At 74.7% G+C, this 21,005-nt stretch carries 17 protein-coding genes; 9 read left to right on the top strand and 8 right to left on the bottom strand.

The genetic code is table 11. The annotated features are described in order from the left end of the window. Position 1: 1 nt before the first annotated feature. Positions 2-1,156 carry a PP2C family protein-serine/threonine phosphatase gene (locus KME80_RS40195; RefSeq protein WP_219514911.1) on the bottom strand — a complete coding sequence of 385 codons (1,155 nt, stop codon included), beginning with the start codon at positions 1,154-1,156 and terminating at the stop codon, positions 2-4. A gap of 142 nt (positions 1,157-1,298) precedes the next feature. On the opposite strand from KME80_RS40195, the gene KME80_RS40190 reads away from it, so the two are divergent. Continuing rightward, positions 1,299-2,408 (top strand): M24 family metallopeptidase, encoded by a 1,110-nt coding sequence (locus KME80_RS40190; RefSeq protein WP_308126125.1) that lies wholly within the window; start codon positions 1,299-1,301, stop codon positions 2,406-2,408. Here the strand turns inward: KME80_RS40190 and KME80_RS40185 are convergent. After that, positions 2,405-3,307, bottom strand: coding sequence for a TIGR03620 family F420-dependent LLM class oxidoreductase (locus KME80_RS40185; protein ID WP_219514910.1), 903 nt, complete (start codon positions 3,305-3,307; stop codon positions 2,405-2,407). The two genes, KME80_RS40190 and KME80_RS40185, sit on opposite strands and share 4 nt — an antisense overlap. 94 nt (positions 3,308-3,401) lie before the next feature. Here KME80_RS40185 and KME80_RS40180 point away from each other — a divergent pair, with 94 nt between their 5' ends. Next, positions 3,402-3,974 (top strand): TetR/AcrR family transcriptional regulator, encoded by a 573-nt coding sequence (locus KME80_RS40180; protein ID WP_308126124.1) that lies wholly within the window; start codon positions 3,402-3,404, stop codon positions 3,972-3,974. A 42-nt stretch (positions 3,975-4,016) separates the two neighbouring features. Here KME80_RS40180 and KME80_RS40175 read toward each other — a convergent pair whose 3' ends face one another. The 3 genes from KME80_RS40175 to KME80_RS40165 form a co-directional block, all read right to left on the bottom strand. Continuing rightward, entirely contained in the window at positions 4,017-4,454 is a 438-nt protein-coding gene (locus KME80_RS40175; protein WP_219514908.1) for a hypothetical protein, read from the bottom strand. A 36-nt stretch (positions 4,455-4,490) separates the two neighbouring features. Continuing rightward, positions 4,491-5,081, bottom strand: coding sequence for an RNA polymerase sigma factor (locus KME80_RS40170; protein WP_219514907.1), 591 nt, complete (start codon positions 5,079-5,081; stop codon positions 4,491-4,493). A gap of 76 nt (positions 5,082-5,157) precedes the next feature. Next, complete coding sequence (locus KME80_RS40165) at positions 5,158-6,516, bottom strand: S8 family peptidase (protein ID WP_219514906.1); 1,359 nt, start codon at positions 6,514-6,516, stop codon at positions 5,158-5,160. Positions 6,517-6,611: 95 nt separating this feature from the next. Between KME80_RS40165 and KME80_RS52990 the strand changes: the two genes are divergently transcribed. The 7 genes from KME80_RS52990 (at position 6,612) to KME80_RS40130 (ending at position 15,666) form a co-directional block, all read left to right on the top strand. Next, positions 6,612-9,440: a CHAT domain-containing protein gene (locus tag KME80_RS52990; RefSeq protein WP_219514905.1), complete on the top strand. Its 2,829-nt coding sequence runs from the start codon at positions 6,612-6,614 to the stop codon at positions 9,438-9,440. A gap of 113 nt (positions 9,441-9,553) precedes the next feature. Next, positions 9,554-10,414: a terpene synthase family protein gene (locus KME80_RS40155; protein WP_219514904.1), complete on the top strand. Its 861-nt coding sequence runs from the start codon at positions 9,554-9,556 to the stop codon at positions 10,412-10,414. A gap of 264 nt (positions 10,415-10,678) precedes the next feature. Next, positions 10,679-11,272, top strand: a complete 594-nt coding sequence (locus KME80_RS40150; protein ID WP_219514903.1) for a GTP-binding protein — start codon at positions 10,679-10,681, stop codon at positions 11,270-11,272. A gap of 23 nt (positions 11,273-11,295) precedes the next feature. Beyond that, the gene (locus KME80_RS40145) at positions 11,296-11,745 is read left to right on the top strand and encodes an Lrp/AsnC family transcriptional regulator (RefSeq protein WP_219514902.1); all 450 of its coding nucleotides are present in this window, start codon (positions 11,296-11,298) and stop codon (positions 11,743-11,745) included. A gap of 64 nt (positions 11,746-11,809) precedes the next feature. Then, entirely contained in the window at positions 11,810-12,559 is a 750-nt protein-coding gene (locus KME80_RS40140) for an IclR family transcriptional regulator (protein ID WP_219514900.1), read from the top strand. Positions 12,560-12,643: 84 nt separating this feature from the next. Next, positions 12,644-14,110, top strand: coding sequence for a glycerol kinase GlpK (glpK, locus tag KME80_RS40135; RefSeq protein WP_219514891.1), 1,467 nt, complete (start codon positions 12,644-12,646; stop codon positions 14,108-14,110). Then, positions 14,107-15,666 carry a glycerol-3-phosphate dehydrogenase/oxidase gene (locus KME80_RS40130; RefSeq protein ID WP_219514881.1) on the top strand — a complete coding sequence of 520 codons (1,560 nt, stop codon included), beginning with the start codon at positions 14,107-14,109 and terminating at the stop codon, positions 15,664-15,666. The genes glpK and KME80_RS40130 overlap by 4 nt, the downstream gene beginning before the upstream one ends. Here the strand turns inward: KME80_RS40130 and KME80_RS40125 are convergent, their stop codons facing one another. From KME80_RS40125 to KME80_RS51110, 3 genes are all read right to left on the bottom strand, one after another. Further along, positions 15,667-16,905, bottom strand: a complete 1,239-nt coding sequence (locus tag KME80_RS40125; protein WP_219514879.1) for a cation:proton antiporter — start codon at positions 16,903-16,905, stop codon at positions 15,667-15,669. Positions 16,906-16,933: 28 nt separating this feature from the next. Then, on the bottom strand, positions 16,934-19,147 hold the full coding sequence (locus KME80_RS40120; protein WP_219514861.1) for a hypothetical protein: 2,214 nt from the start codon (positions 19,145-19,147) through the stop codon (positions 16,934-16,936). A 48-nt stretch (positions 19,148-19,195) separates the two neighbouring features. Next, on the bottom strand, positions 19,196-21,005 hold a 1,810-nt coding region (locus KME80_RS51110), incomplete at its 5' end, for a family 4 glycosyl hydrolase (RefSeq protein ID WP_246646536.1).

The following is a 21,005-nucleotide window of genomic DNA, read 5'->3' as shown; positions in this document are numbered from 1 at the left end:
ACTAGCCCAGTATGCCCACAGCCAGCAGGCACGCGTCGTCTTCCGGGTTGGGCCCGCCGATGTCGGCCAGCAGCCGGTCCAGGCCCTCGTCCAGGTCGCAGCCCGGCAGCTTGCACGCCGCCGTCATGACCAGGTCGAGCCCCTCGTCGATGTCGCGGGTGCGCCGCTCCACCAGCCCGTCGGTGAACATCAGCAGCAGGTCGCCCGCCCGCAGCGGGGTGCTGGCCAGAAGATAGGGCCGGTCGCAGGTGGCGCCCAGCAGCACGCCCGCGGGCGGGCACAGCGGCGAGGCCACCCCGTCGCGCACCAGGATCGGCGCCAGGTTGCCCGCCTGCCCCCAGGCGAACACGCGGGTCGCGGTGTCGAGATGGCCGATGATCGCGGTGGCTGTGGTGCCCGACAGCCGGTGCAGCACCAGGTCGTTCAGCCAGGCCAGCACCCGGTTCGGCGGCACGCCCGTCATCGTCAGGCCGATCAGCGCGTGGCGGAGCTGCGCCATGTGCGCGATCGCCGGCAGGCCGTGCCCCGACACGTCGCCGATCGCCAGCAGCGCCCGCCCGTCGGGCAGCGCCGCGGCCTCGAACCAGTCGCCGCCCAGGCTGGCGGTCTTCTCCGCCGGGACGTAACGCACCGCGATGCGGGTGCGCGGCAGGTCCAGGCAGCCGACCGGCTCCGGCAGGATCGCCTCGCGCAGCGCCAGCATCACGTGCCGCTCCTCGGCCGCCTGCACCCGCGCCTCCAGGAGCTGGCGGCGCGACTCCGACATGATCCGCTCGGCCCGGCGGCGGCCGGTGATGTCCTGGATGACGCCGTGCACGCCGGTCGGGCCGCCCGGCGCCATCAGCGGCTCCAGCACCACCCGCAGGTTGCGCACGTCGCCGCCGTCACGCCGGACGCGGAACTCGGCCTGCACCGGCTCCACGCCCCGCACCACCGTCCACAGCAGTTCGTCGAGCGCGGCCAGGTCGGCGGGCTCGACGTGCCGGGCCAGCTCGGCCAGCGGCAGCGGCCCGGCCCCCGGGTCACGCCCGAAGATGGCGTAGACCTGGTCGGACCACATGACGGCGCCGGTGCGCAGGTTCCACTCCGCCCAGCCCATGTTGCCCAGCCGCTGGGCGTGCGCCAGCCGGGCGGCGAGCAGCTCGGGGTCGACCATGGTCTCACTCTCAGCCGGCAGGGAACGGGACAATTGGCCCCACACTACGTGTTCGACGGTGAACGTACGGTAGTGATGGCCTGCCGTGTGGTGAGACCTTTTCGCGGATTTTAGGCGGCGGGATCCGGAGTAGATTGAGCCTGTGACGTCCTCAGACCTGTATCCCGTGTCCCGTTTGGCCGCCGTCCAGGAGGCCACCGCCAAGGCCGGCCTCGACGCCCTGCTGCTCACCCCGGGCCCCGACCTTCGCTACGTCAGCGGCTACGACGCCAAGCCGCTCGAGCGCCTGACGTGCCTGGTCGTGCCCGCCGCGGCGGAGCCGTACATGATGGTGCCCCGCCTGGAGCTACCGGCCGCCGAGGCGTCGCCGGCCTCGCGGCTCGGACTGGACTTCGTGGCCTGGGACGAGACCGACGACCCCTACCGGATCGCCGCCGACCGGCTCGGCCCGGCGGGCCGGGTCGGCCTGGCCGACCGCATGTGGGCGATGGCCTCGCTGCGCTTCCGTGACGTGCTGCCGGACGCCGAGCAGGTGCTGGCCGGCACGGTGCTGCGGGAGCTGCGCATGCGCAAGTCGCCCGCCGAGGTGGCGGCGCTGCGCGAGGCCGGGGCGGCCATCGACGCCGTGCACCGCCGGGTGCCGGAGTTCCTGCGCGCCGGGCGCACCGAGCGCGAGGTGGCCCGCGACATCGCCGAGGCGATCCTCGCCGCCGGGCACGCCACCGTCGACTTCGTCATCGTCGCCTCCGGCCCCAACGGCGCCAGCCCCCACCACGACGTGTCCGACCGCGTCATCCAGGCGGGCGAGCCCGTCGTCGTCGACATCGGCGGCCAGCTCCACAACGGCTACTGCTCCGACTCCACGCGCAACTACTGCGTGGGCGAGCCGCCCGCCGACTACGCCGCCTCCTTCGAGGTGCTGCGCCGCGCCCAGGACGCCGCCTGCGCCGCCGTACGGCCCGGCGTGTCGTGCGAGTCGATCGACGCGGCGGCCCGCGAGGTCATCGCCGAGGCCGGCTACGGCGAGCTGTTCATCCACCGCACCGGCCACGGCATCGGCATCGAGACGCACGAGGAGCCGTACATCGTCGCCGGCAACGACGAGGCCATGGAGCCCGGCTTCGCCTTCTCCGTCGAGCCCGGCATCTACCTGCCCGGCAGCCACGGCGCCCGCATCGAGGACATCCTCGTGTGCACCGAGACCGGCGGCGAGCGGCTCAACGACAGCCCCCGCGACCTGGTGATCGTCTAACCGGCGGCGGTCAGGCGCGGAGCCAGCCGCTCCAGCTGGTCGACGGCCGAGGGCAGGTCGCCGGTCAGCGGGTGGAGCAGCACGTGGTCCGCCCCGGCCGCCAGATGCGCCCGCAGCCGGGCCGCCACCGCCTCGTCCTCGCCCCAGGCCAGCAGGGCGTCGATGAGGCGGTCGCTGCGCCCGCCCGCCAGGTCGGCGTCACCGTAGCCCAGCCTGCGGTAGTTGGCGGTGTACGGGTTGTCGCCGTCGCCGCCCAGGCTGATCAGGGCCCGGATCCGGCCCCTGGCCCGGGCCGCGTCGGGGTCGAGGACGAGCATCTGGTGCGGGATCAGCAGCCCGTCCGGGCCGAGCGCCCGGCGGGCCGCCTCGGTGTGCTCGACCGGCTGCATGAACGGGTGCGCGCCGTGGGCCCGCTCGCCCGCCAGCCGGTGCGCCCGGGGGCCCAGCGCCGCCAGCACCCGTGGATACCGGGCCCCGGCAAGCTCGTCGTCGCGGGCGGCGGCGCGGTCCATGGCGTCCAAATAGGCACACAACGCGCTCAGCGGTCGCCCGCCCGTGTGCCCGCCGAGGCCGAGGACGAGCCTGCCCGGGTACGCCTCGGCGAGGGTGGCGGCCCCGCCGTGCGCCGCGACCGGGTCGCGTACGGTGATGTTGGCGACGCCCGCCCCGGCGACCAGCCGCCTGGTCGCGGCCAGCATCACGGCGAGCTGGGCGAAGATCTCGCGCCCGCCGGCCGGGGAGGACGGCGGCGGCTCGCCCGTCCACAGCGACCCGTAGCCGAGCCCCTCGATCCGCGCGAACTGCTCGCGCTGCACGGTCACCGGCGTGCGCGCGAGGGTCATCGGCGCGATCCACACCCCGAACCGGCCGAGCCGATGCCGCACCTGTGTCGTGTCCATCGTCGCTCCAGACTTTCCGGAGACTGTCTCCGGTTATCTCCGGCACTAAGATACGGAAGCGGTCTCCGTTTTGTGAACCCCCGGGAGGGACGACGTGGGCGACACCCGGCGCGCCATGCGGGCCGACGCGCGGCGCAACCGCGACCGGCTGCTCGCCGAGGCGCGCGCCGCCTTCCTCGAACACGGCACCGGCGCCTCCCTCGACGACGTCGCCGCCCGCGCCGGCGTCGGAGCCGGCACCCTCTACCGGCACTTCCCCACCCGGGAGGCGCTGCTGGAGGCGCTGCTGGGCGAACGGTTCGACGCGCTCACCGCCCGCGCCCGCGCCCTCGCGGACCAGGGCTCCGCCCGCGAGGCGCTGCTCGCCTGGACCCTGGAGTTCGTCGAGACCACGACCGCCTACCGCGGGCTCACCGCCATGCTGACGGCCACCCTGCGCGACCCCGCCTCGGCCCTGCACGCCTCCTGCGAGGCCATGCGCGAGGCCGGGACCGCCCTGCTGGCCCGCGCCCAGCGAGCCGGTGACGTGCGCGCCGACGTCACCCCCGCCGAGTTCCTCGCCCTGGTCGCCGGAGTCTCCTGGGCACGCGAGCAACTGACCGGCGGCGAGCCCGGCGGCGAACGGCTCCTCCCGCTGATCTTCGAAGGACTCGGGCCGTCCCGTTGACCGCCCCCTCCGGGAGAGACAGGGGGCCGCGAAGCGCCCCGGTCAGAGGCGGATCCACGAGGTGACCACCGGGCCGCCCGCGCCCGGGGTGACGCGCACCCGCAGCGGGCCCGGCGGCAGCGGCGCGGTGGTGAACCGGCCCAGTTCGTCGGCGCGCAGCCGCAGCTCGGAGTCGCGGCGCTGCACGCCGATGTCGGCGGCCTCGCCCGGCAGGATCCGCCCGACCAGCCGCGCGCCAGACACCTCCAGCTCCACCTTCACCTCCCCGGCCCGGAACGTCAGCAGCCGGGGGCTGGCCGGCCCGCGCACCCGCGTGGCCGGCTCCTCGTCCCACGAGTCGAACTCCAGCAGGGCCAGCTCCGCGTCGAGCGTCCGCAGCGTGAACGCCTGCATGGCGTCGTCCAGCAGCTCCGGCGGCACCGGGTCGAGCAGGTGGGCGATGTTGCGCAGATCGTCTTCCAGATCGAAGCCGTCGTCCATGTCGTTCACCCCGAACTCACCCCGACTCACCCGACATCATTCGAAGTCACGGGAAGTCCCCGTCACCCCGCGGCGCGCGACCAGCACGCCGAGCCGCTTCAGGCAGCGCCCCCGCATGGGGCCGATGCTGCCGACCGCGATGCCCAGCGCCGTCGCCACCTCCTGATAGGTGGGCCGCGGCGAGGCGATGAGCACGCGCAACAGGCGGCGGCAGCGCTCGGACATCTCCTCGAACGCCGCCCACACCTCCCGCGCCCGCTCGGCCTCGGCGTCGGCCTCCTCGGCGTCCAGCAGCAGGCGCTCCGGCGAACGTTCGTCCACGTCGAAGCCCATCAGTCCCACGTCGCTGACGGGGATGACCCTGCCGCTGGTACGGATGACGCGTAACGCCTCGTTCCTGGCGGTGCTGGCGAGCCAGGCGCCTGCCTTGTCCGGATCGCGGATCCGGGTCAGGTGCTCGGCGAAGCGGAACCACGTCGTCTGCGCCACGTCCTGGGCATCGGCGGGGGCCGGCAGGTAGGCGCGGGCGACAGCCCACACCAGCCCGCTGTAGCGGTGGTAGAGCTCCTTCCACGCGCCGGCATCCCCGTCCGCTGCTGCCCTGACGAGGGCTGCGGTGTCGTCCACGGCGGTCCTTCCCTGTCCAGGGGCGGAATGCTCACGATGATATTTCGTGAGCCGCCCGAGGACAGGGTGTCGTACCTCACCGCAGGTAACCCGTCAGATCGGGAACGGCCAGTCGCGTCTCCACGAGCTGCCTGGCCGCCTCACGGGAGGACACCCCGGCCTCCGACATGCGCGCCGCGATCAGCCCCGCGATCACCGGGGTGGCGAACGACGTGCCGCTCCACATCGCCAGCCCGCTGAACGTCGCCTTGTCGCCCACCCGCAGCGGCGCCACGCACGTGCAGCCCGTGTACAGGCCCGCCGGGTGGAAACGGCAGGTGGTGCGGTGCGGGTAGCCGTACTCGTACGGGCCGGAGGTGAAGGCGTTGACCATGCGCTCGCCGGGAGCGTAGACGGTGACCCAGCTCCCGTGGTTGCTGAAGCAGGCCCGGCCCCTGCCGTCCTCGCGCAGCGCCCCCACGGACACGACCACGTCGCCGGAGGCGTTGACCGGCTCGCCCGCGTAGGCGGCGGGCCAGAACCGGCCGGTGGCGCCGTCGTTGCCCGCCGCCGCCACCAGCACCGTCTCCGGGTGCCGGGCCAGCTCAGCCATGAAGTCGGCCAGGCCCAGCAGCGCCCCCGCGTGCTCCGTCTGCGTGCCCGCCGACAGGGAGATGATGTCGGGCCAGCCGTGCCTGTCGAGCGCGTCGCGGATGAGCAGGCCCAGCTGGTCCTCCATGATCGCGCCGCCGTACGGGAAGGCGTTGTGGACGCGCACGTCGGCGGCCGGCGCGGTGCAGCGGACGATGCCGGCGATGAACGTGCCGTGCCCCACGTACGGCTTGATCAGGCCGTCGGCGTCGAGCTCGTCGCCGGGCGAGGTGACGTCGCCGTGGACCTTCGGGATGCCCGGCACGCCGTCGCTGGCGGCCAGCCACTGGTGGTCGAGGTAGTCGTGCACCAGGCCGGTGTCGATGACGGCCACCCGCACGCCCGCGCCCCGGTCGTCGCCCGCCCTGGCGGGCCGCAGCGGCTCGTCGCACGGCACCGGCTCGTCGCCCGGGCACAGGTTGACCCCCGCCACGGTGACGAAGTGGACCGGCGTCGAGCGCACCCGCCGGACGGAGAGCCGGTCGGCCACCAGCCGCGCGTCGCGGTCGCCCACGTACAGCCTGCGCACCGACACCCGCCCGGCATCACGCTCCGGCGGCCAGGTGACCTGAAGGTCGGCGTCGCCAGGCACCAGCTCCTGCACCAGGTCGGCGGTGCGGTCGAGCTCGGCCGCGGGCACCAGGACGTGGTCCGCCAGCCGCGCGAACGACGGCTGGACGGCCGAGCCCGGCGCCGCCCCGTCAGGACCGGCCACCGCCCGCAGGCCGTCCGGCAGCGCCTCGTTGAGCATGTCGAGCTGCGCCCAGAAACGGGAGTCGTCACGGCCGGGGCCGGGTGTGCTCATCGTCTGCCCTCCAGAGCGAAGAACGGGTCCTGTGCCTTTATGAGCGGCGAGCGCCGCCGTTGATACACCCGCGGAGCCGGTTCTACCATCGATGGGTGCCCCGAGCCGGTGTTCCCGACGATCCGCACGACGTGCTCGACATGGTGTTCGCGCGCCCGCAGGAGGCGCTCAAGGCCGCCAGGGCGATGCTCGAAACCGGACGAGGCCCCTACGACCACTCGATCGCCCGGCAGGCCATCGGCATCCTGCGCCGCGACTTCGGCGACCTGGAGGCGGCCATCGGCGAGCTGCGCCAGGCGGTGCGCCTGGCCCGGCGGGCCGGATCGCCCGACCGCGAGGCCGACGTGCTCGCCACGCTCGGGGTCGCGCTCGTCCAGCACGGCCGCACCCGGGCCGGGCTGGCCACCCTCGACCAGGCCGCCGCGCTGTCCGGCGGCACCACGCGGGCGCGGGTGCTCTTCAGGCGGGCGGGCGCCCGGTGGATCCTCGGCTGGCACCGGGAGGCGCTCGACGACCTGAGGTCCGCCGCGCCCGCGCTGCGCCGGGCCGGCGACACCGTGTGGGCCGCCCGCGCGCTCACCTTACGCGGGCACGCCCAGCTCGCCCTCGGCTCCGTCCAGGCCGCCGACGCCGACTTCCGCACCGCGCAGGGCATGTTCGCCACCACCCGGCAGGAGCACGACTCCGTCGTCGCCGTGCAGAACCGCGGCGTCGCCGCCTTCGTCGCCGGCGACCTGCCCACCGCCCTCGACCTGCTGGAGGAGGCCGACCAGGGCTTCCGCAAGCTCGGCACGCCGATGCTCGACCTGGTAGCCGACCGGTGCGCCGTGCTGCTGGCCGCCGGGCTGTCCCGCGAGGCGCTGGAACAGGCCGACGGCGGGCTGCGGCTGCTCGACCGGCTGCGCGGCCAGGCCACCCGGCGGGCCGAGCTGCTGCTGCTCGCCGCCCGGGCCGCGCTGCTGGCCGCCGACCCCGGCACCGCCGGCCGGCGCGCGGCCGAGGCCCGCGCGCTGTTCGCCGGGCAGCGCCGCGACTGGTGGGCCGAGCACGCGCGGCTCATCCTCGTCCAGGCCGAGCTGGCGCGCGGCCCGGCCACGCCGCGCCTGCTCGCCGACGCCCGCCGCCTCGCCGGGCGGCTGACCCGGCTCGGCTCGCCCGAGGTGTGGCAGGCGCACCTGCTCGCCGGGCGCACCGCGCTCGCCCTCGGCCAGGCCGCCGCCGCCGAACGCCACCTGTCGGCCGCCTCCCGCGTCCGGCACCGCGGCCCCGCCACCTCACGCGCCGGCGGCTGGCTGGCCGAGGCGCTGCGCGCCGACGCCGCCGGGCAGCCGCGCCGCCTCCTGCACGCCTGCCGGTCCGGGCTCGCGCTCATCGAGGAGCACCGGCTCACCTTCGGCTCGTCCGAGCTGCGCGCGCTCGTCACCGCGCAGGGCGTCGAGCTCGCCCGGCTCGCGCTGCGCCACCTGCACGCCGCCGGGCGCACCCGCGAACTGCTCGCCTGGACCGAACGCTGGCGCGCCACCGCGCTCGCCGTGCCGCCCGTCCGCCTGCCCGACGACCCGGAGCTGCAGGCCCAGCTCGCCGCGCTGCGCCGGCTCGACCAGCTCCTCGGCCGCGCCCGCTCCGACGGCGCCGCCTCCGCCGCCACGCTCGAACGCGACCGCGCCCGCCTGGAGGCCCGGGTGCGCGCCACCACCCTGCGCGTCCGCGGCACCGGTGCGGGCGAGGCGCGCGGGCCCGGCTGCGGCCAGATTCTCGACGCTCTCGGCCCCGGCGGCCGCCTCGCCGAGCTCGTCGTCATCGACGGCACCCTGCACGCGCTGCTGTGCGCGGGCGGGCGGGTGCGCACCTACGAGATCGGGCCCGCCGCCGCCGCGGTCGCCGAGATGGAGTACGCGCGCTCCCGGCTGCGCCGGCTCGCCTACGACCGCGACCCGCCGCGCGACGAGCTCGCCGCGCTGGGCGGGCGGCTGGAGGAGGCGCTGCTCGGGCCCGTCGCCCGGCTGCTCGGCGACGGGCCGTGCGTCGTCGTGCCGCCCAGCGTCCTGCACGCCACCCCGTGGGGGCTGCTGCCGTCGCTGCGGCGCACCGCCTTCAGCGTCGCGCCGTCGGCCGCCGCCTGGCTGCGCGCCCGCGCCGCCGCGCCCCCTTCCGGCGGCGTCGTCCTCGTACGCGGCCCCGAGGTCCCCAACGCCCGCGCCGAGCTCCACGCCATCGCCAACCTGTACGGCCACCCCGGAGAAGCGGCACCCGGCGGGCCACCCACGGGCGGCGGCGTCCCCGAGGGAATCACGGCTTCGGCACCGGCGGGCGGCGGGCTTCCCGAGGGGACGTCTCCGTACTCGGGGGGCCTCGCGCCCGGCGGACGGTTTCCCGGCGCGGCGGGTCGTCCGGGACCGGGCACGGACGGACCCGGGCAGGACGGACCCGGGCAGGACGGACCCGGGCAGGGCGGGCACGGGGGAGGCGCGCCGGAAGGGACCGTGCGGGTGCTGGGCGGGGGCGGGGCGACGGCGGGGGCCGTGCTGGAGGCCATCGACGGGTGCGCGCTCGCGCACGTGGCCGCGCACGGCACGTTCCGGGCCGACAGCCCGCTGTTCTCCTCGCTCTACCTGGACGACGGCCCGCTGACCGTCTACGACCTGGAGAGGCTGCGGCGCGCCCCGTACCGGCTGGTGCTGTCGAGCTGCGACTCCGGCCAGATGGCCCCCGTCGGCGCCGACGAGCTGATCGGCCCCGCCACGGCGCTGCTGCACCTGGGCACCGCCGGCATCGTGGCCAGCGTCGTCCCGGTCAACGACGAGACGGCCGTGCCCGTCATGGTCAGGCTGCACGCGGGCCTGCGCCGGGGCCTGTCGCTGGCCGAGGCGCTGCGTGACGCGCGGGGCGACGACGTCTCCTTCATCGCCATCGGAGCGGGCTGATCGGGCACGCCGCCATGCCTTGATCGGATACCAGTGATCATGTGACAATCCATCACAGAGGGTATTGGGGGGGGCACACCCATGATCCGACACGCCGATCGAGCGGCTTGAGGATGCCTGACGGGGACGAGGCGTTCGAGCTGGGCCGGACCTGCGCACTGGCCGCCGCGTGCGGCCGGGACCTGCGGCGGTGCGCCCAGATGTACGCGGGCCTGTTCCCCACGGCGGCCTTCGACGCCGAGTTCTACACCACGCTGTCGCTGTCGGGCGCCTTCAGCGCGCCCTGGGCCACCGCCGACCGGCTGAAGATCGTCAACCGCACCGCCCTGTGGGTGCCGGCGCTGGACCGGCTGGTCGACCGCATCGCCACGAGCCGCGACCAGGTGGCCCGGCTGGCCCGCGACTGCCTGGCGGTCGCCGACGGCGCGCCCCCGCGCGCGGCCGTCACCCGGTTCCTGGCCGACTTGCGTGACGAGCTGGCCACGGTGGCGGAGTTCGGCGAGCTGCGGCAGGTATGGCGCGATCAGCTCGCCCGCACGCTGGCGGCGATGGAGCGGGCCTGGGTGTGGCGTGACACCGGCGCCCGCGTGACGTTCCCCCACTACCTGGACAACGCCGACAGCCGCGGCACCTGCCTCGTCGACCTGTCGCACTGGATCTACGCCGGCGACACGTGGGCCAGGGCGCATCTGGAGGAGCTGCGCGAGGCCAGCGGGTGCGTGCAGCGTTACCTGCACCTGCTCGGCGACCTGGCCTCCTACCGGCGCGACGTGAGCTGGGGCGGCCTGAACGTGCTCATGCTCGGCGTCACCTCCGGCGAGGTGACCGACGCGATGGCGGACCTGGCGGGCGAGGCGGGCGAGCTGATCGAGCGGCTGCGGGGGAGCAGCCCGCACGCGGCCGACTACTTATGGCGACAAATGGGCTTCAGTGCGGGTTTTCACAATATTTCGGGCTATGCCCGGCACGACTAACTGTCAGGTCAGATATCATGACAAGCCGCTTTACTGCCCTCCCTTCCCCATGCCCCCAAAAGCCGCAATAAGCGACAAACGATGACATATTGATTTCTGGGGTCCTATGCGGCTTGAGTGGAATTTGTGGCATTGCTAGGGTGTCTCGATGCCAGGCAAGTGGATCAACCTTTCCCGACGCCTTGACAGGGGTCGCTGACCACGGCGCCGCAGGAGGGAATGCGGCCGTGTCGCGACCGCGGAGGGACGTACAGGCGGTGCTGGATGGATTTCGGTCGCTTTGATCACTGGCGGCTGCCGACCCCGATCAAGATCCTGATCGCGGGAGGCTTCGGCGCGGGCAAGACCACGATGGTGGGCGCCGTGTCGGAGACCCGCACGCTGCGCACCGAGGAGGCGCTCACCCACGTCGGCGTGCACGTCGACGACCTGTACGGCGTCGAGTTCAAGCCGACCACCACCGTGGCGATGGACTTCGGCCGCATCACGATCCGCGGCGACTACATGCTCTACCTGTTCGGCACGCCCGGCCAGGAGCGCTTCTTCTTCGTCTGGGACGACCTGGCCATGGGCGCGCTCGGCGCGGTCGTGCTCGCCGACACCCGCCGCCTGGCCGACTGCTTCCCGGCCATCGACTACTTCGAGAAGCGCCGCCAGCCGTTCGTCGTGGCGCTCAACTGCTTCGACGGGGCCCGCCCGTTCACCGTCGGCGAGGTGCGCCAGGCGCTCGGCCTGGAGCCGGGCGTGCCGATCGTGCGCTGTGACGCCCGCCGGCGCGACTCCAGCCGGGACGTGCTCGTCACGCTCGTCGAGCACGCGATGCGCATGGGCGCCTCGCCGGTCGGGACGTTGTCGTGACCATGACCGGATATTTTTGACCGATGGAGGAGATCGATCGCAGGATCGTCACGCTGCTGGCCGGCGACGGCCGGATGAGCTTCACCGACCTCGCCAGGGAGACCGGCCTGTCGGTGTCGGCCGTGCACCAGCGGGTGCGCCGCCTGGAGAAGCGCGGCGTGCTGCGCGGCTACGCCGCGATCGTCGACTACGACGCCGTCGGGCTGCCGATGACCGCGTTCGTGTCGATCAAGCCGATCGACCCGGCCGCGCCCGACGACGCGCCGGAGCGCCTGGCCCACCTGACCGCGATCGAGGCGTGCCACAGCGTCGCGGGTGACGAGAGCTACATCCTCAAGGTGCGCGTCGCCTCCCCGGTCGCGCTGGAGGAGCTGCTCCAGCAGATCCGCGCCGCCGCCAACGTCTCCACCCGCACCACGGTCGTCCTGAGCACCCCGTACGAGCACCGCGCCCCCGAGGCGCCCGCCGGATAGCCGGCCCGAAGAGTTCGGCGCCCCCACTGTTCGGCAATGCCGAACGCGATGTAGGGTGTGGGGCGTGGGAGACACCATCCAGTCCGTCGAGCGCGCCGCAGGCATCCTGCGCCTGCTGGCCTCCGGTCCGCGCGAGCTGGGGGTGGCCGAGCTCGCCCGCGCGATGGAGCTGCCCAAGGGCACCCTGCACGGCATCCTGCGCACGCTCGTGCACGTCGGGTTCGTCGAGCAGGACGCCACCACCGGCCGCTACCGGCTCGGCGGCACCCTGCTGCACCTCGGCAGCAGCTACCTCGACGTCAACGAGCTGCGCACCCGCTCGCTCAACTGGGCCGACGCGCTCGCCGGGCGCAGCCGCGAGAGCGTGTGGATCGGCACCCTGCACGAGGGCGGGGTCCTGGTCGTGCACCACGTGTTCCGGCCCGACGACAGCATGCAGGTCCTGCAGGTCGGCACCCTGCTGCCCGCGCACGCGACCGCCCTGGGCAAGGTGCTGCTCGCCTACGACCCGTACGGGGAGAGCGCGGGGGAGCCGCTGACCGCGCACACGCCCGCCACCCTGGTCACCGCCGACGCGCTGGCCAAGGAGCTGGAGCTGGTGCGCGGCCGGGGCTGGGCCGCCGACCTGGAGGAGCTGGTCGAGGGGGAGGTGTCGATCGCCGCCCCGATCCGCGACCGCCGCGCCGTCACCGTGGGCGCGATCGGCGTGCGCGGAGCCGTCGAGCGGCTGGCCGAGGACGGCGAGCCGCGCCGTGACCTGGTGTCCTACGTGCGCGACGCCGCACGGGCCATCACCCGGGACCTGAGCCGATGACCGGTTGACACCACCCGTCGGGCCCAGACTAGGATCTCAAGCCAGGCGTTCGGCAATGCCGAACATGCGAGAAGTGAGGAAGCCGTGGAGTACGTCGCCGCCATCGACCAGGGCACCACGTCCAGCCGGTGCATGGTGTTCGACGAGGGCGGCCGGATCGTGTCCGTGGCCCAGCGCGAGCACCGGCAGATCTTCCCCAGGCCCGGCTGGGTCGAGCACGACGCCGCCGAGATCTGGGAGGCCGTGCAGGGCGTGGTCGCCGACGCGGTCACCGGCAGCGGCATCGACCCGGGCAGCCTCGTCGCCCTCGGCATCACCAACCAGCGCGAGACCACGATCCTGTGGGACCGCCGCACCGGCGAGCCGGTGGCCAACGCCATCGTCTGGCAGGACACCCGCACCGACGCCCTGGTCACCGCGCTCGCCCCGCACGAGCAGCTGTTCCGGGAGCGGGCCGGGCTGCCGCTGGCCACCTACTTCGCCGGGCCGAAGATCCGCTGGCTGCTCGACGAGACCCCCGGCCTGCGCGAGCGGGCCGAGCGCGGCGACGTGCTGTTCGGCACCGTCGACAGCTGGCTCGTCTGGAAGCTCACCGGCCGGCACGTCACCGACGTCACCAACGCCAGCCGCACCATGCTGATGAACCTGCGCACGCTCGCCTGGGACCCCGAGCTGCTCGACGCGCTCGGCGTGCCCGCCGCGATGCTGCCGGAGATCCGGCCCAGCGCCGAGGTCTACGGCCACACCGGCGACGGGGTCCCGGTCGCCGCCGCGCTCGGCGATCAGCAGGCCGCGCTGTTCGGCCAGACCTGCTTCTCCCCCGGGGAGACCAAGAGCACCTACGGCTCGGGCAGCTTCCTGCTGATGAACACCGGCGCCGAGCCCGTCACCTCCAAGCACGGCCTGCTCACCACCGTCGGCTACCAGATCGGCGACGCCCCGGCCACCTACGCGCTCGAAGGCTCGATCGCCGTCACCGGCTCCCTGGTGCAGTGGCTGCGCGACAACCTCGGCCTCATCTCCAGCGCCGCCGAGATCGAGACCCTGGCCCGCACCGTCGACGACAACGGCGGCTGCTACTTCGTGCCCGCCTTCTCCGGCCTGTTCGCGCCCCACTGGCGGGCCGACGCCCGCGGGATCATCGCCGGGCTGACCGGGTTCGTCACCAAGGGCCACATCGCCCGCGCCGTCCTGGAGGCCACCGCCTGGCAGACGCGCGAGGTCGTCGACGCGATGAACGCCGACGCCGGCCTCGCCCTCACCGCCCTGCGCGCCGACGGCGGCATGACCGCCAACAACCTGCTCATGCAGATCCTGGCCGACGTCCTCGGCGTGCCCGTCGTACGCCCGATGGTGGCCGAGACCACCTGCCTGGGCGCGGCGTACGCGGCCGGGCTGGCCACCGGCTACTGGCCCGGCACCGACGCGCTGCGCGCCAACTGGCACAAGGCCGCCGAATGGCGGCCGGAGATCGACCCCGACGTCAGGGACGCCGAGCACCGCAACTGGCGCAAGGCCATCGAACGCAGCCTCGACTGGAGCACCACATGACCGCCATCCGCACCACGTCCGGCGAACGGGCCGAGACCCGCGAGGAGCTGAGCAGCCGCCCCTACGACCTGCTGGTCATCGGCGGCGGCATCCTCGGCACCGCCGTCACCTGGATGGCCGCCCAGGCGGGGCTGCGCGTCGCCATGGTCGACGCGGGCGACTTCGCCGGAGCGACCTCCAGCGCCTCCTCCAAGCTCGTCCACGGCGGCCTGCGCTACCTGCAGACCGGCAACGTCAAGCTCGTCGCGGAGAACCACCGCGAGCGCCGCGCCCTGGCCGGTGAGATCGCCCCGCACCTGGTCAAGCCGCTGTCGTTCGTCGTGCCCGTCTACCGGGGCGGCCCGCACGGCGCCGCCAAGCTCGGCGCGGGCGTGTTCCTCTACTCGGCGCTGTCGGTGTTCGGCGACGGCCTCGGCCGCGTCATCACGCCGCAGCAGGCGCTGGCCCGGGTGCCCGCGCTCAAGCCCGCCGGGCTGCGCGCCGCCGCCGTCTACGGCGACCACCAGATGAACGACAGCCGCGTCGCCGTCATGACCGTCCGCGCCGCCGTCGACGCGGGCGCCGTCGTGCTCAACCACGCCGAGGTCGTCGGGCTGCGCAAGTCCGGCGGCACCGTCGTCGGCGCCGACCTGCGCGACCGGCTCGACGGCGCCGAGTTCGGCGTCTCGGCCAGGCTCGTCCTCAACGCCACCGGCCCGTGGGTCGACCACCTGCGCCGCATGGAGGACCCGGACGCCGCGCCCAGCATCCGCCTGTCGAAGGGCGCCCACCTGGTGCTGCGCCGCCACGAGCCGTGGAAGGCCGCGCTGACGATCCCCATCGACAAGTACCGGGTGTCGTTCGCCATCCCGTGGGAGGACCATCTGCTGCTCGGCACCACCGACGAGGCGTACGACGGCGACCCGGCCGACGTGCGCGCCACCGACGCCGACGTGGCCCAGATCCTCGACGAGGCCGGGCACGCGGTCGACGACGCGCAGGTGCGCCGAGAGGACATCACCTACGCCTTCGCCGGGCTGCGGGTGCTGCCCGGCGGTCCCGGCCGGGTCGCCGCCGCCAAGCGGGAGACGCTGCTCAGCCGGGGCAGGGGCGGCATGCTGTCGGTCGCCGGCGGCAAGTGGACCACCTACCGCCACATCGGCAGGGTCGTGCTCGACACGCTCGCCCGGCTGCCCGGCAGGCCGCTCGGCGACGACCTGGCCGCCATCCTGCCCACGGTGCCGCTGCCCGGCCTGGCCAGCCCCGACGCGGTCGCGATGCGGCTGTGGTCGGAGCACGACCCGGCCGCCCGCATGGACCCGCTCGTCGCCCGCCACCTGGCCTCCCACTACGGGACGCTGGCCTTCGACGTGGCCAGGCTCATCCGGGAGGACCCGGCGCTCGGCGAGCGCATGCACCCGGACGGCCCCGACATCTGGGCCCAGGCGGTCTACGCCCGCGACCACGAGTGGGCGGTCACCGTCGACGACGTCCTGCGCCGCCGCACCACGCTCACCGTGCGCGGCCTCGACACCGACGACGTGCGCGCCCGCGTCGCCGCCCTGCTCGCCCCGTGATCACCGGCGGGCGCGCAGGGCGTCCAGGCGCCGCATGACGGGGGTGGCGGTGACGCCGTGCAGCACGACGGAGGCCAGCACGGTGAACCCCGTCACCGCCCACAGCTCGTCCGCCGGCACGCCGAAGTCCGCCTGCCCCAGCGCGAACGCCAGGTAGAACAGCGACCCGACGCCCCGGATGCCGAAGAAGGAGATCACCAGGCGCTCCCGGGGCCCGGCCGCCCCGCCCGCCTGGGAGAGCCAGCCCGCCAGCGGCCGGATCACCAGCAGCAGCAGCGCGCCCACGGCGACGCCCCGCCAGGTGAGCGCCGCCAGGCCGCCGGTCGCGACGAACCCGCCCAGCAGGAGCAGCAGCCAGGCGGTGAACAGCCGCTCGATCTGCTCCACGAACCCGTGCAGGACCGAGTTGTAGCCGTGGCCGCGCTCGGCGTTCCTGATCGCGCACGCGGTGACGAACACCGCCACGAAGCCGTAGCCGTGAGCCAGCTCGGTCAGGCCGTAGGACAGGAAGGTGGCGGCCAGGGCGACGAACCCGTCGTGCCGTTCGGCCAGGCGCAGCCGCTTCTCCCGGGTGTGGAAGAACAGGCGGCCGAGCACCCGCCCGATCAGCAGGCCGCACACCACGCCCGCGGCCGTCCGGTAGAGCACGTCCACCAGGGCCCACTCGCCAGCCCAGCCCGCACCGCCCACGACGGCCAGCGCGACGGCCGCGTACACGATGGGGAAGGCCAGCCCGTCGTTGAGCCCCGCCTCGGAGGTGAGCGCGAACCTGACCTCGTCGTCGGCGTTCTCCACGTCGACCGGCTCGCCCACGTGCACGTCGGAGGCCAGGACCGGGTCGGTCGGCGCGAGCACCGCGCCGAGCAGCAGCGCCGCCGCGAGCGGCCACTCCAGCAGGACGAGCGCGGCGGCGGCCACCCCGGCGACCGTCACGGGCATCGCCCAGCCGAGCAGCCGCCACGTGCTGCCCCACGACCGCCACCCGGCCTTCCGGTTGAGCGCCAGGCCGGCGCCCATGAGCGAGACGACCACGCAGATTTCGGTGATGTGCTCCAGGGCCAGCCGGTGCGCGACCGGGTCGGGCTCGGGCAGGCCGAGCGGCAGCAGGAACAGCAGCACGCCCCCGGCCAGGTAGGCCAGCGGCAGCGAGAACGCCCGGTTGGCGAGGAGCTCCGGGAGGAGGGCGGCCAGCAGCGCCGCGGCGCCGCCCAGGGCGAACAGGAGATCAGGAGGAGACACACCGGGACCCTGCCCGGGAGATCGCCTGTCAGCCCTGGGCGTCTCGTTCGGTGAGCCTGGCCATGGCCTGGCCGTAGGGCGGGTCGAACCAGTAGTCGGAGTGCCAGCGCAGCTCGGCGAGGGGTTCGCCCGGCTCGGGCTGCGGCGGGTCCCAGCAGAACACGTCCACCGGGCCCGGTTGCGCGGCCCGGGGGCCGAACGGGTCGGCCGGGGCGAAGACGGGCCCGCCGATCGGGTCGCTCAGCCGGTACAGGTTGACCCACGGCACCGCCTCACGCACCGCGGGCAGGCTCGGGCCGCCGAAGTAGGCGGGGAAGAAGGCCGCGTACAGCCGGCGCAGCGGCGAGCCGTGGGTGAGCAGCCGCACCCGCCCGCGCGCGCCGGGCCCGAGCTGCAGCACCAGGGCGGCGGCGATGACGCTGCCCTGGCTGTGGCCCGACAGCACCACCCTGTCGCGTTCGTCCCGCGACAGCACGCCGACGCGGGCGACCAGCTCCGGCAGCACCCGCTCGGTGTAGCAGGGCGGCGCGAGCGGGTGGATGGCGCGCGGCCAGAAGGTCGCCACGTCCCACAGGATGCCGATCGTGCGGCGCAGCGCCGGGTCGCTGTAGGTGCGCCGGCCCAGCAGCACCAGCCCCACGAGGGTGGCGGTGATGGCCCAGCTGCCCATCGTGGCGAACAGCCCGGCGGTGCCGCCGACGGGGTGGACCAGCCCGAGCTGGTAGATCACCGTCACCGTGGCGAACCCGGCCAGCACCACGCCGACGAGCAGCCCCAGCACGAGCCCGGCCCGGTCGGTGAGCGAGGCGAGCGCCCACTTGCCGGCCACGTCGTCGCCGTCGTCGCCGTAGTAGGGCGTGAGCTTCGGCGTCAGCTCCTCCGCGACCGTGCCGCGGATCCGCCACAGCACGGCGGCCACGCAGATCACGCCCAGCACCAGGACCGGCACGAGCGCGGCCGTCCACCACACGGCGTCGCCCAGGAACAGCCTGCGGCCGACCGGCTGCGCCCTGGCGGGCGACTCCGGCACGCCGAAGAACGAGGCGGTCCAGAACATGACGCCGAGCGCGAGCGCGTTCGCGCTGCCGGCCGCCACCATGAGCGTGAACCAGCTCGCCATCCCGCGCATCGCCGGCCGCTCCTCAGGCGCCGACAGCCGCGCCAGCACCCACGTCGCCACCAGCAGGAACACCACCAGCGCCACCAGCAGCACGAACCGCACCCCGGCCACGCCCGGCAGCCGGAGCGGAGGCGTCCCGCCGAGCGGCAGCCCGGCCATCGCCGCGGCCAGCGTGACCGCCAGCACCGCGGGCGCGGCCACCTCCAGCACCCGGCAGGCCGCCGTGAGCGGCCGGCCGCCCGGGTCGTCGCCGCCCGGGTCCACCCGCCGCGCCAGCCCCGGCAGCAGCACCAGCACCGCCGCGACGACCTGCACGGCCCCGTTCGCCACCGTCAGCGCCAGCCCGGCCGCCGCCCCCGCGAACGGCGCCGCCACGGCCAGCCCGATCGCGCCGAGCGCGTACGCCACGTGCACCGCGCGCAGCCGCCACACCGGCACGTCGCCGTGCCACAGCCGCCGCCGCGCCAGCGGCAGCGCCGCCTCCTGCGGGCCGTCGGGCGGCATCCCCGTACGCTCGTCGCGGTTCCACGTCCGCCGGGCGATCAGCCACAGCAGCGCCACCACGGCCAGCGGCACCAGCGCGGTGACCGCCAGCCGCCGCGACGGCTCCGACCCCCACAGCTCGCCCATCCAGCGCACCCACACGGGCGCGGTGTCGTACGTGCACGCGCGGCCCGCGGCGGTGCACTGCCAGCCCACCAGGTCGACGCTCGACCCGATCACCGCGTGCACGAGCGTGCCGGTCAGCAGCAGCGCGAACAGCCGCTGCGCCGCCTCGACCACGTGGCGCAGCCGCCGCCCGCGCGCCGGCCTGGGCAGCATGAAGTAGGCCAGGTTCGCCAGCGAGAACGGCAGCAGCAGCAGCCACAGCGCGATCGTCCGGCCGCCGGAGGTCAGCCCGCCCCACGCGTACGCCTCGCGGTGGCGCACGCCGGGCACGTCGGCCTGCTCGCCGGCGGGCGGCCCGGCGGGCCACCAGCGGCGGTAGAAGCCGGTCGTCGAGTCACCCGACACCAGCCGCGGATGCGGGTGGTTGAGCATCTGGTCCGGCGGCGTGCCGGACACGCCGTGCACGCGCAGCTCGGTCAGGCCGCGGCTGGTGGTGTCGAGGAACCCGTCCATACACGCATGGTCGCCGCGCGGGCGGGGCCGCGCCATAGGCCGGAACCATCACGTGTCCATATGGTTACTCTCCGTCAGAAGCCGGGACTTGGCGGCCTCGGCGGCGCCCAGGCGTTCGAGCCCGCACAGGGCCGCGCCGACGATCGAGCGGACGCGGGACACCACCGGCTCGGCCTTCGGCGCCCTGGCGGCCAGCCCGGCGGTGACCAGGTCCATGAGCAGCGGGTGACCGGCGGTCAGCAGGCCGCCGCCCAGGACGACCTCGGCGGGCGTCTCCAGCAGGTCCAGGCGGCGCAGGCACACCTCGGCCAGCACGACGACCTCGTCGGCCTGCCGCCCGACGAGCGCCGCCGCCACCGTGTCGCCCGCGCCCGCCGCGGCGAGCACGCCCGGCGCCAGCTCGTGCAGCCGCCCCAGCCCCACCTCGCCGAAGTGCACGGCCAGCACCAGCTCCTGCACGGTGGCGACGCCGAAGTGCTCCTTGACCGTGTCCGCCAGCGCCGTGGCGGGGCCTCTGCCGTCCTCGGCGCGCACCGCGTGCCACAGCGCCTCCTCTCCGACGCCCTGGCCGCCGCCCCAGTCGCCGCTGATGCGCCCCAGCGCCGGGAACCTGGCCACCTCGCCGCCGGGGGAGACCCCGGCCGCGTTGATGCCCGCCCCGCACACCACCGCGACGCCCCACGGCTGCGACGCGCCCGCCCGCAGCAGCGCGAACACGTCGTTGCGCACCACGATGTCCGGCCCGAAGCCGCGCGCGGCGAACTCGGCCGCCAGCGCCTCCTCCTCCACCGGCAGGTCGGCCCCGGCCAGGTAGGCGGCCACGTGATCGAACCCGCCCGCCGGAGCCCAGCCCGCGTCGCGCACGGCCTCCTCGACGACGTCCACGGCGGCCCGGACGCCCGCGCTCTGCGGCGCGAACGCGCCCGCGCGGCCGGTCGCCAGGATCTCGCCGTCCTCGGCCACCACGGCCACGTCGGTCTTGCTGTTGCCGCCGTCGACGGCCAGCAGCACCCTGCGGCGCGTCATCGGCCCGCCGCCCACGCCAGGTGCGCCCGGGTGGGCGTCGAGCAGCAGCCCGGTCAGCTCCTCGGCGATCGCGTCCTGGCCGATCAGCGGGTGGGCGAGCAGCGCGTCACGCACCCGGTCCGCGCCGCCGTGCAGCGCCGCGTCCAGGGCCAGTTCCTCGTACGCGGACACGTGCGCGACCAGTCCGGCGTACAGCGGCTCCAGCGAGGCGACGGGCAGCGGTTCCGCGCCCGAGGCGGTGATCCTGGCCGGGACCTCGATCACCGCGTCCGCGCCGAGGAACGGCAGGGTGTCGCCGTTGCGCACGTTGACGACCTGGGTGTCGCCCCGGTCGCCGAGCAGGGAGGCGATCAGCGCGACCGCCGCCTCGGAGTAGAACGCGCCGCCGCGCTTGCCGAGCAGCTCCGGCTTGGTGTTCACCGACGGGTCGGCGTACAGCTTGAGCAGCTCCTCCTCCATCGCCGCGACCTCGGCCGCCCGCGACGGCTTGGCCCGCTGCTCCTCCACGACCAGGTCGTGGGCGTAGAAGTAACGCAGGTAGTACGACGGCACCGCGCCGAGCCGGTGCAGCAGCTCGGGACGCAGCCCCACGTCGGCGGCGATCTCGTCGCCGTGCTCGGCCAGCAGCCCGGGCAGCACGTCCACCCCGTCCACGAGGACCGAGCGCTCCCACGTCAGGTGGTTGAGCCCGACGTGCCCGAGCTCGACCCGCTCGGGCTCGACGCCCAGGTGCCTGGCGAACCGCCGCTGGAAGCCGATCGCCACGTTGCACAGCCCGATCGCCCGGTGACCCGCGTCCAGCAGGGCCCGCGTCACGATGCCGACGGGGTTG

The sequence above is a fragment of the Nonomuraea ceibae genome (genome assembly GCF_019396325.1).
Taxonomy (GTDB): domain Bacteria; phylum Actinomycetota; class Actinomycetes; order Streptosporangiales; family Streptosporangiaceae; genus Nonomuraea; species Nonomuraea ceibae.
The sequence above is the reverse complement of the archived record's forward strand: the minus strand, read 5'-3'. Positions and strand labels throughout refer to the sequence as shown.

What these genes read in the sequence shown, in the direction of transcription:
- KME80_RS40195 (WP_219514911.1), bottom strand. Translation starts at nt 1,156, where the DNA reads ATGGTCGACCCCGAGCTGCTCGCCGCCCGGCTGGCGCACGCCCAGCGG.
- KME80_RS40185 (WP_219514910.1), bottom strand. Translation starts at nt 3,307, where the DNA reads ATGGACACGACACAGGTGCGGCATCGGCTCGGCCGGTTCGGGGTGTGG.
- KME80_RS40175 (WP_219514908.1), bottom strand. Translation starts at nt 4,454, where the DNA reads ATGGACGACGGCTTCGATCTGGAAGACGATCTGCGCAACATCGCCCAC.
- KME80_RS40165 (WP_219514906.1), bottom strand. Translation starts at nt 6,516, where the DNA reads ATGAGCACACCCGGCCCCGGCCGTGACGACTCCCGTTTCTGGGCGCAG.
- KME80_RS40155 (WP_219514904.1), top strand. Translation starts at nt 9,554, where the DNA reads ATGCCTGACGGGGACGAGGCGTTCGAGCTGGGCCGGACCTGCGCACTG.
- KME80_RS40150 (WP_219514903.1), top strand. Translation starts at nt 10,679, where the DNA reads ATGGATTTCGGTCGCTTTGATCACTGGCGGCTGCCGACCCCGATCAAG.
- KME80_RS40145 (WP_219514902.1), top strand. Translation starts at nt 11,296, where the DNA reads ATGGAGGAGATCGATCGCAGGATCGTCACGCTGCTGGCCGGCGACGGC.
- KME80_RS40130 (WP_219514881.1), top strand. Translation starts at nt 14,107, where the DNA reads ATGACCGCCATCCGCACCACGTCCGGCGAACGGGCCGAGACCCGCGAG.
- KME80_RS40120 (WP_219514861.1), bottom strand. Translation starts at nt 19,147, where the DNA reads ATGGACGGGTTCCTCGACACCACCAGCCGCGGCCTGACCGAGCTGCGC.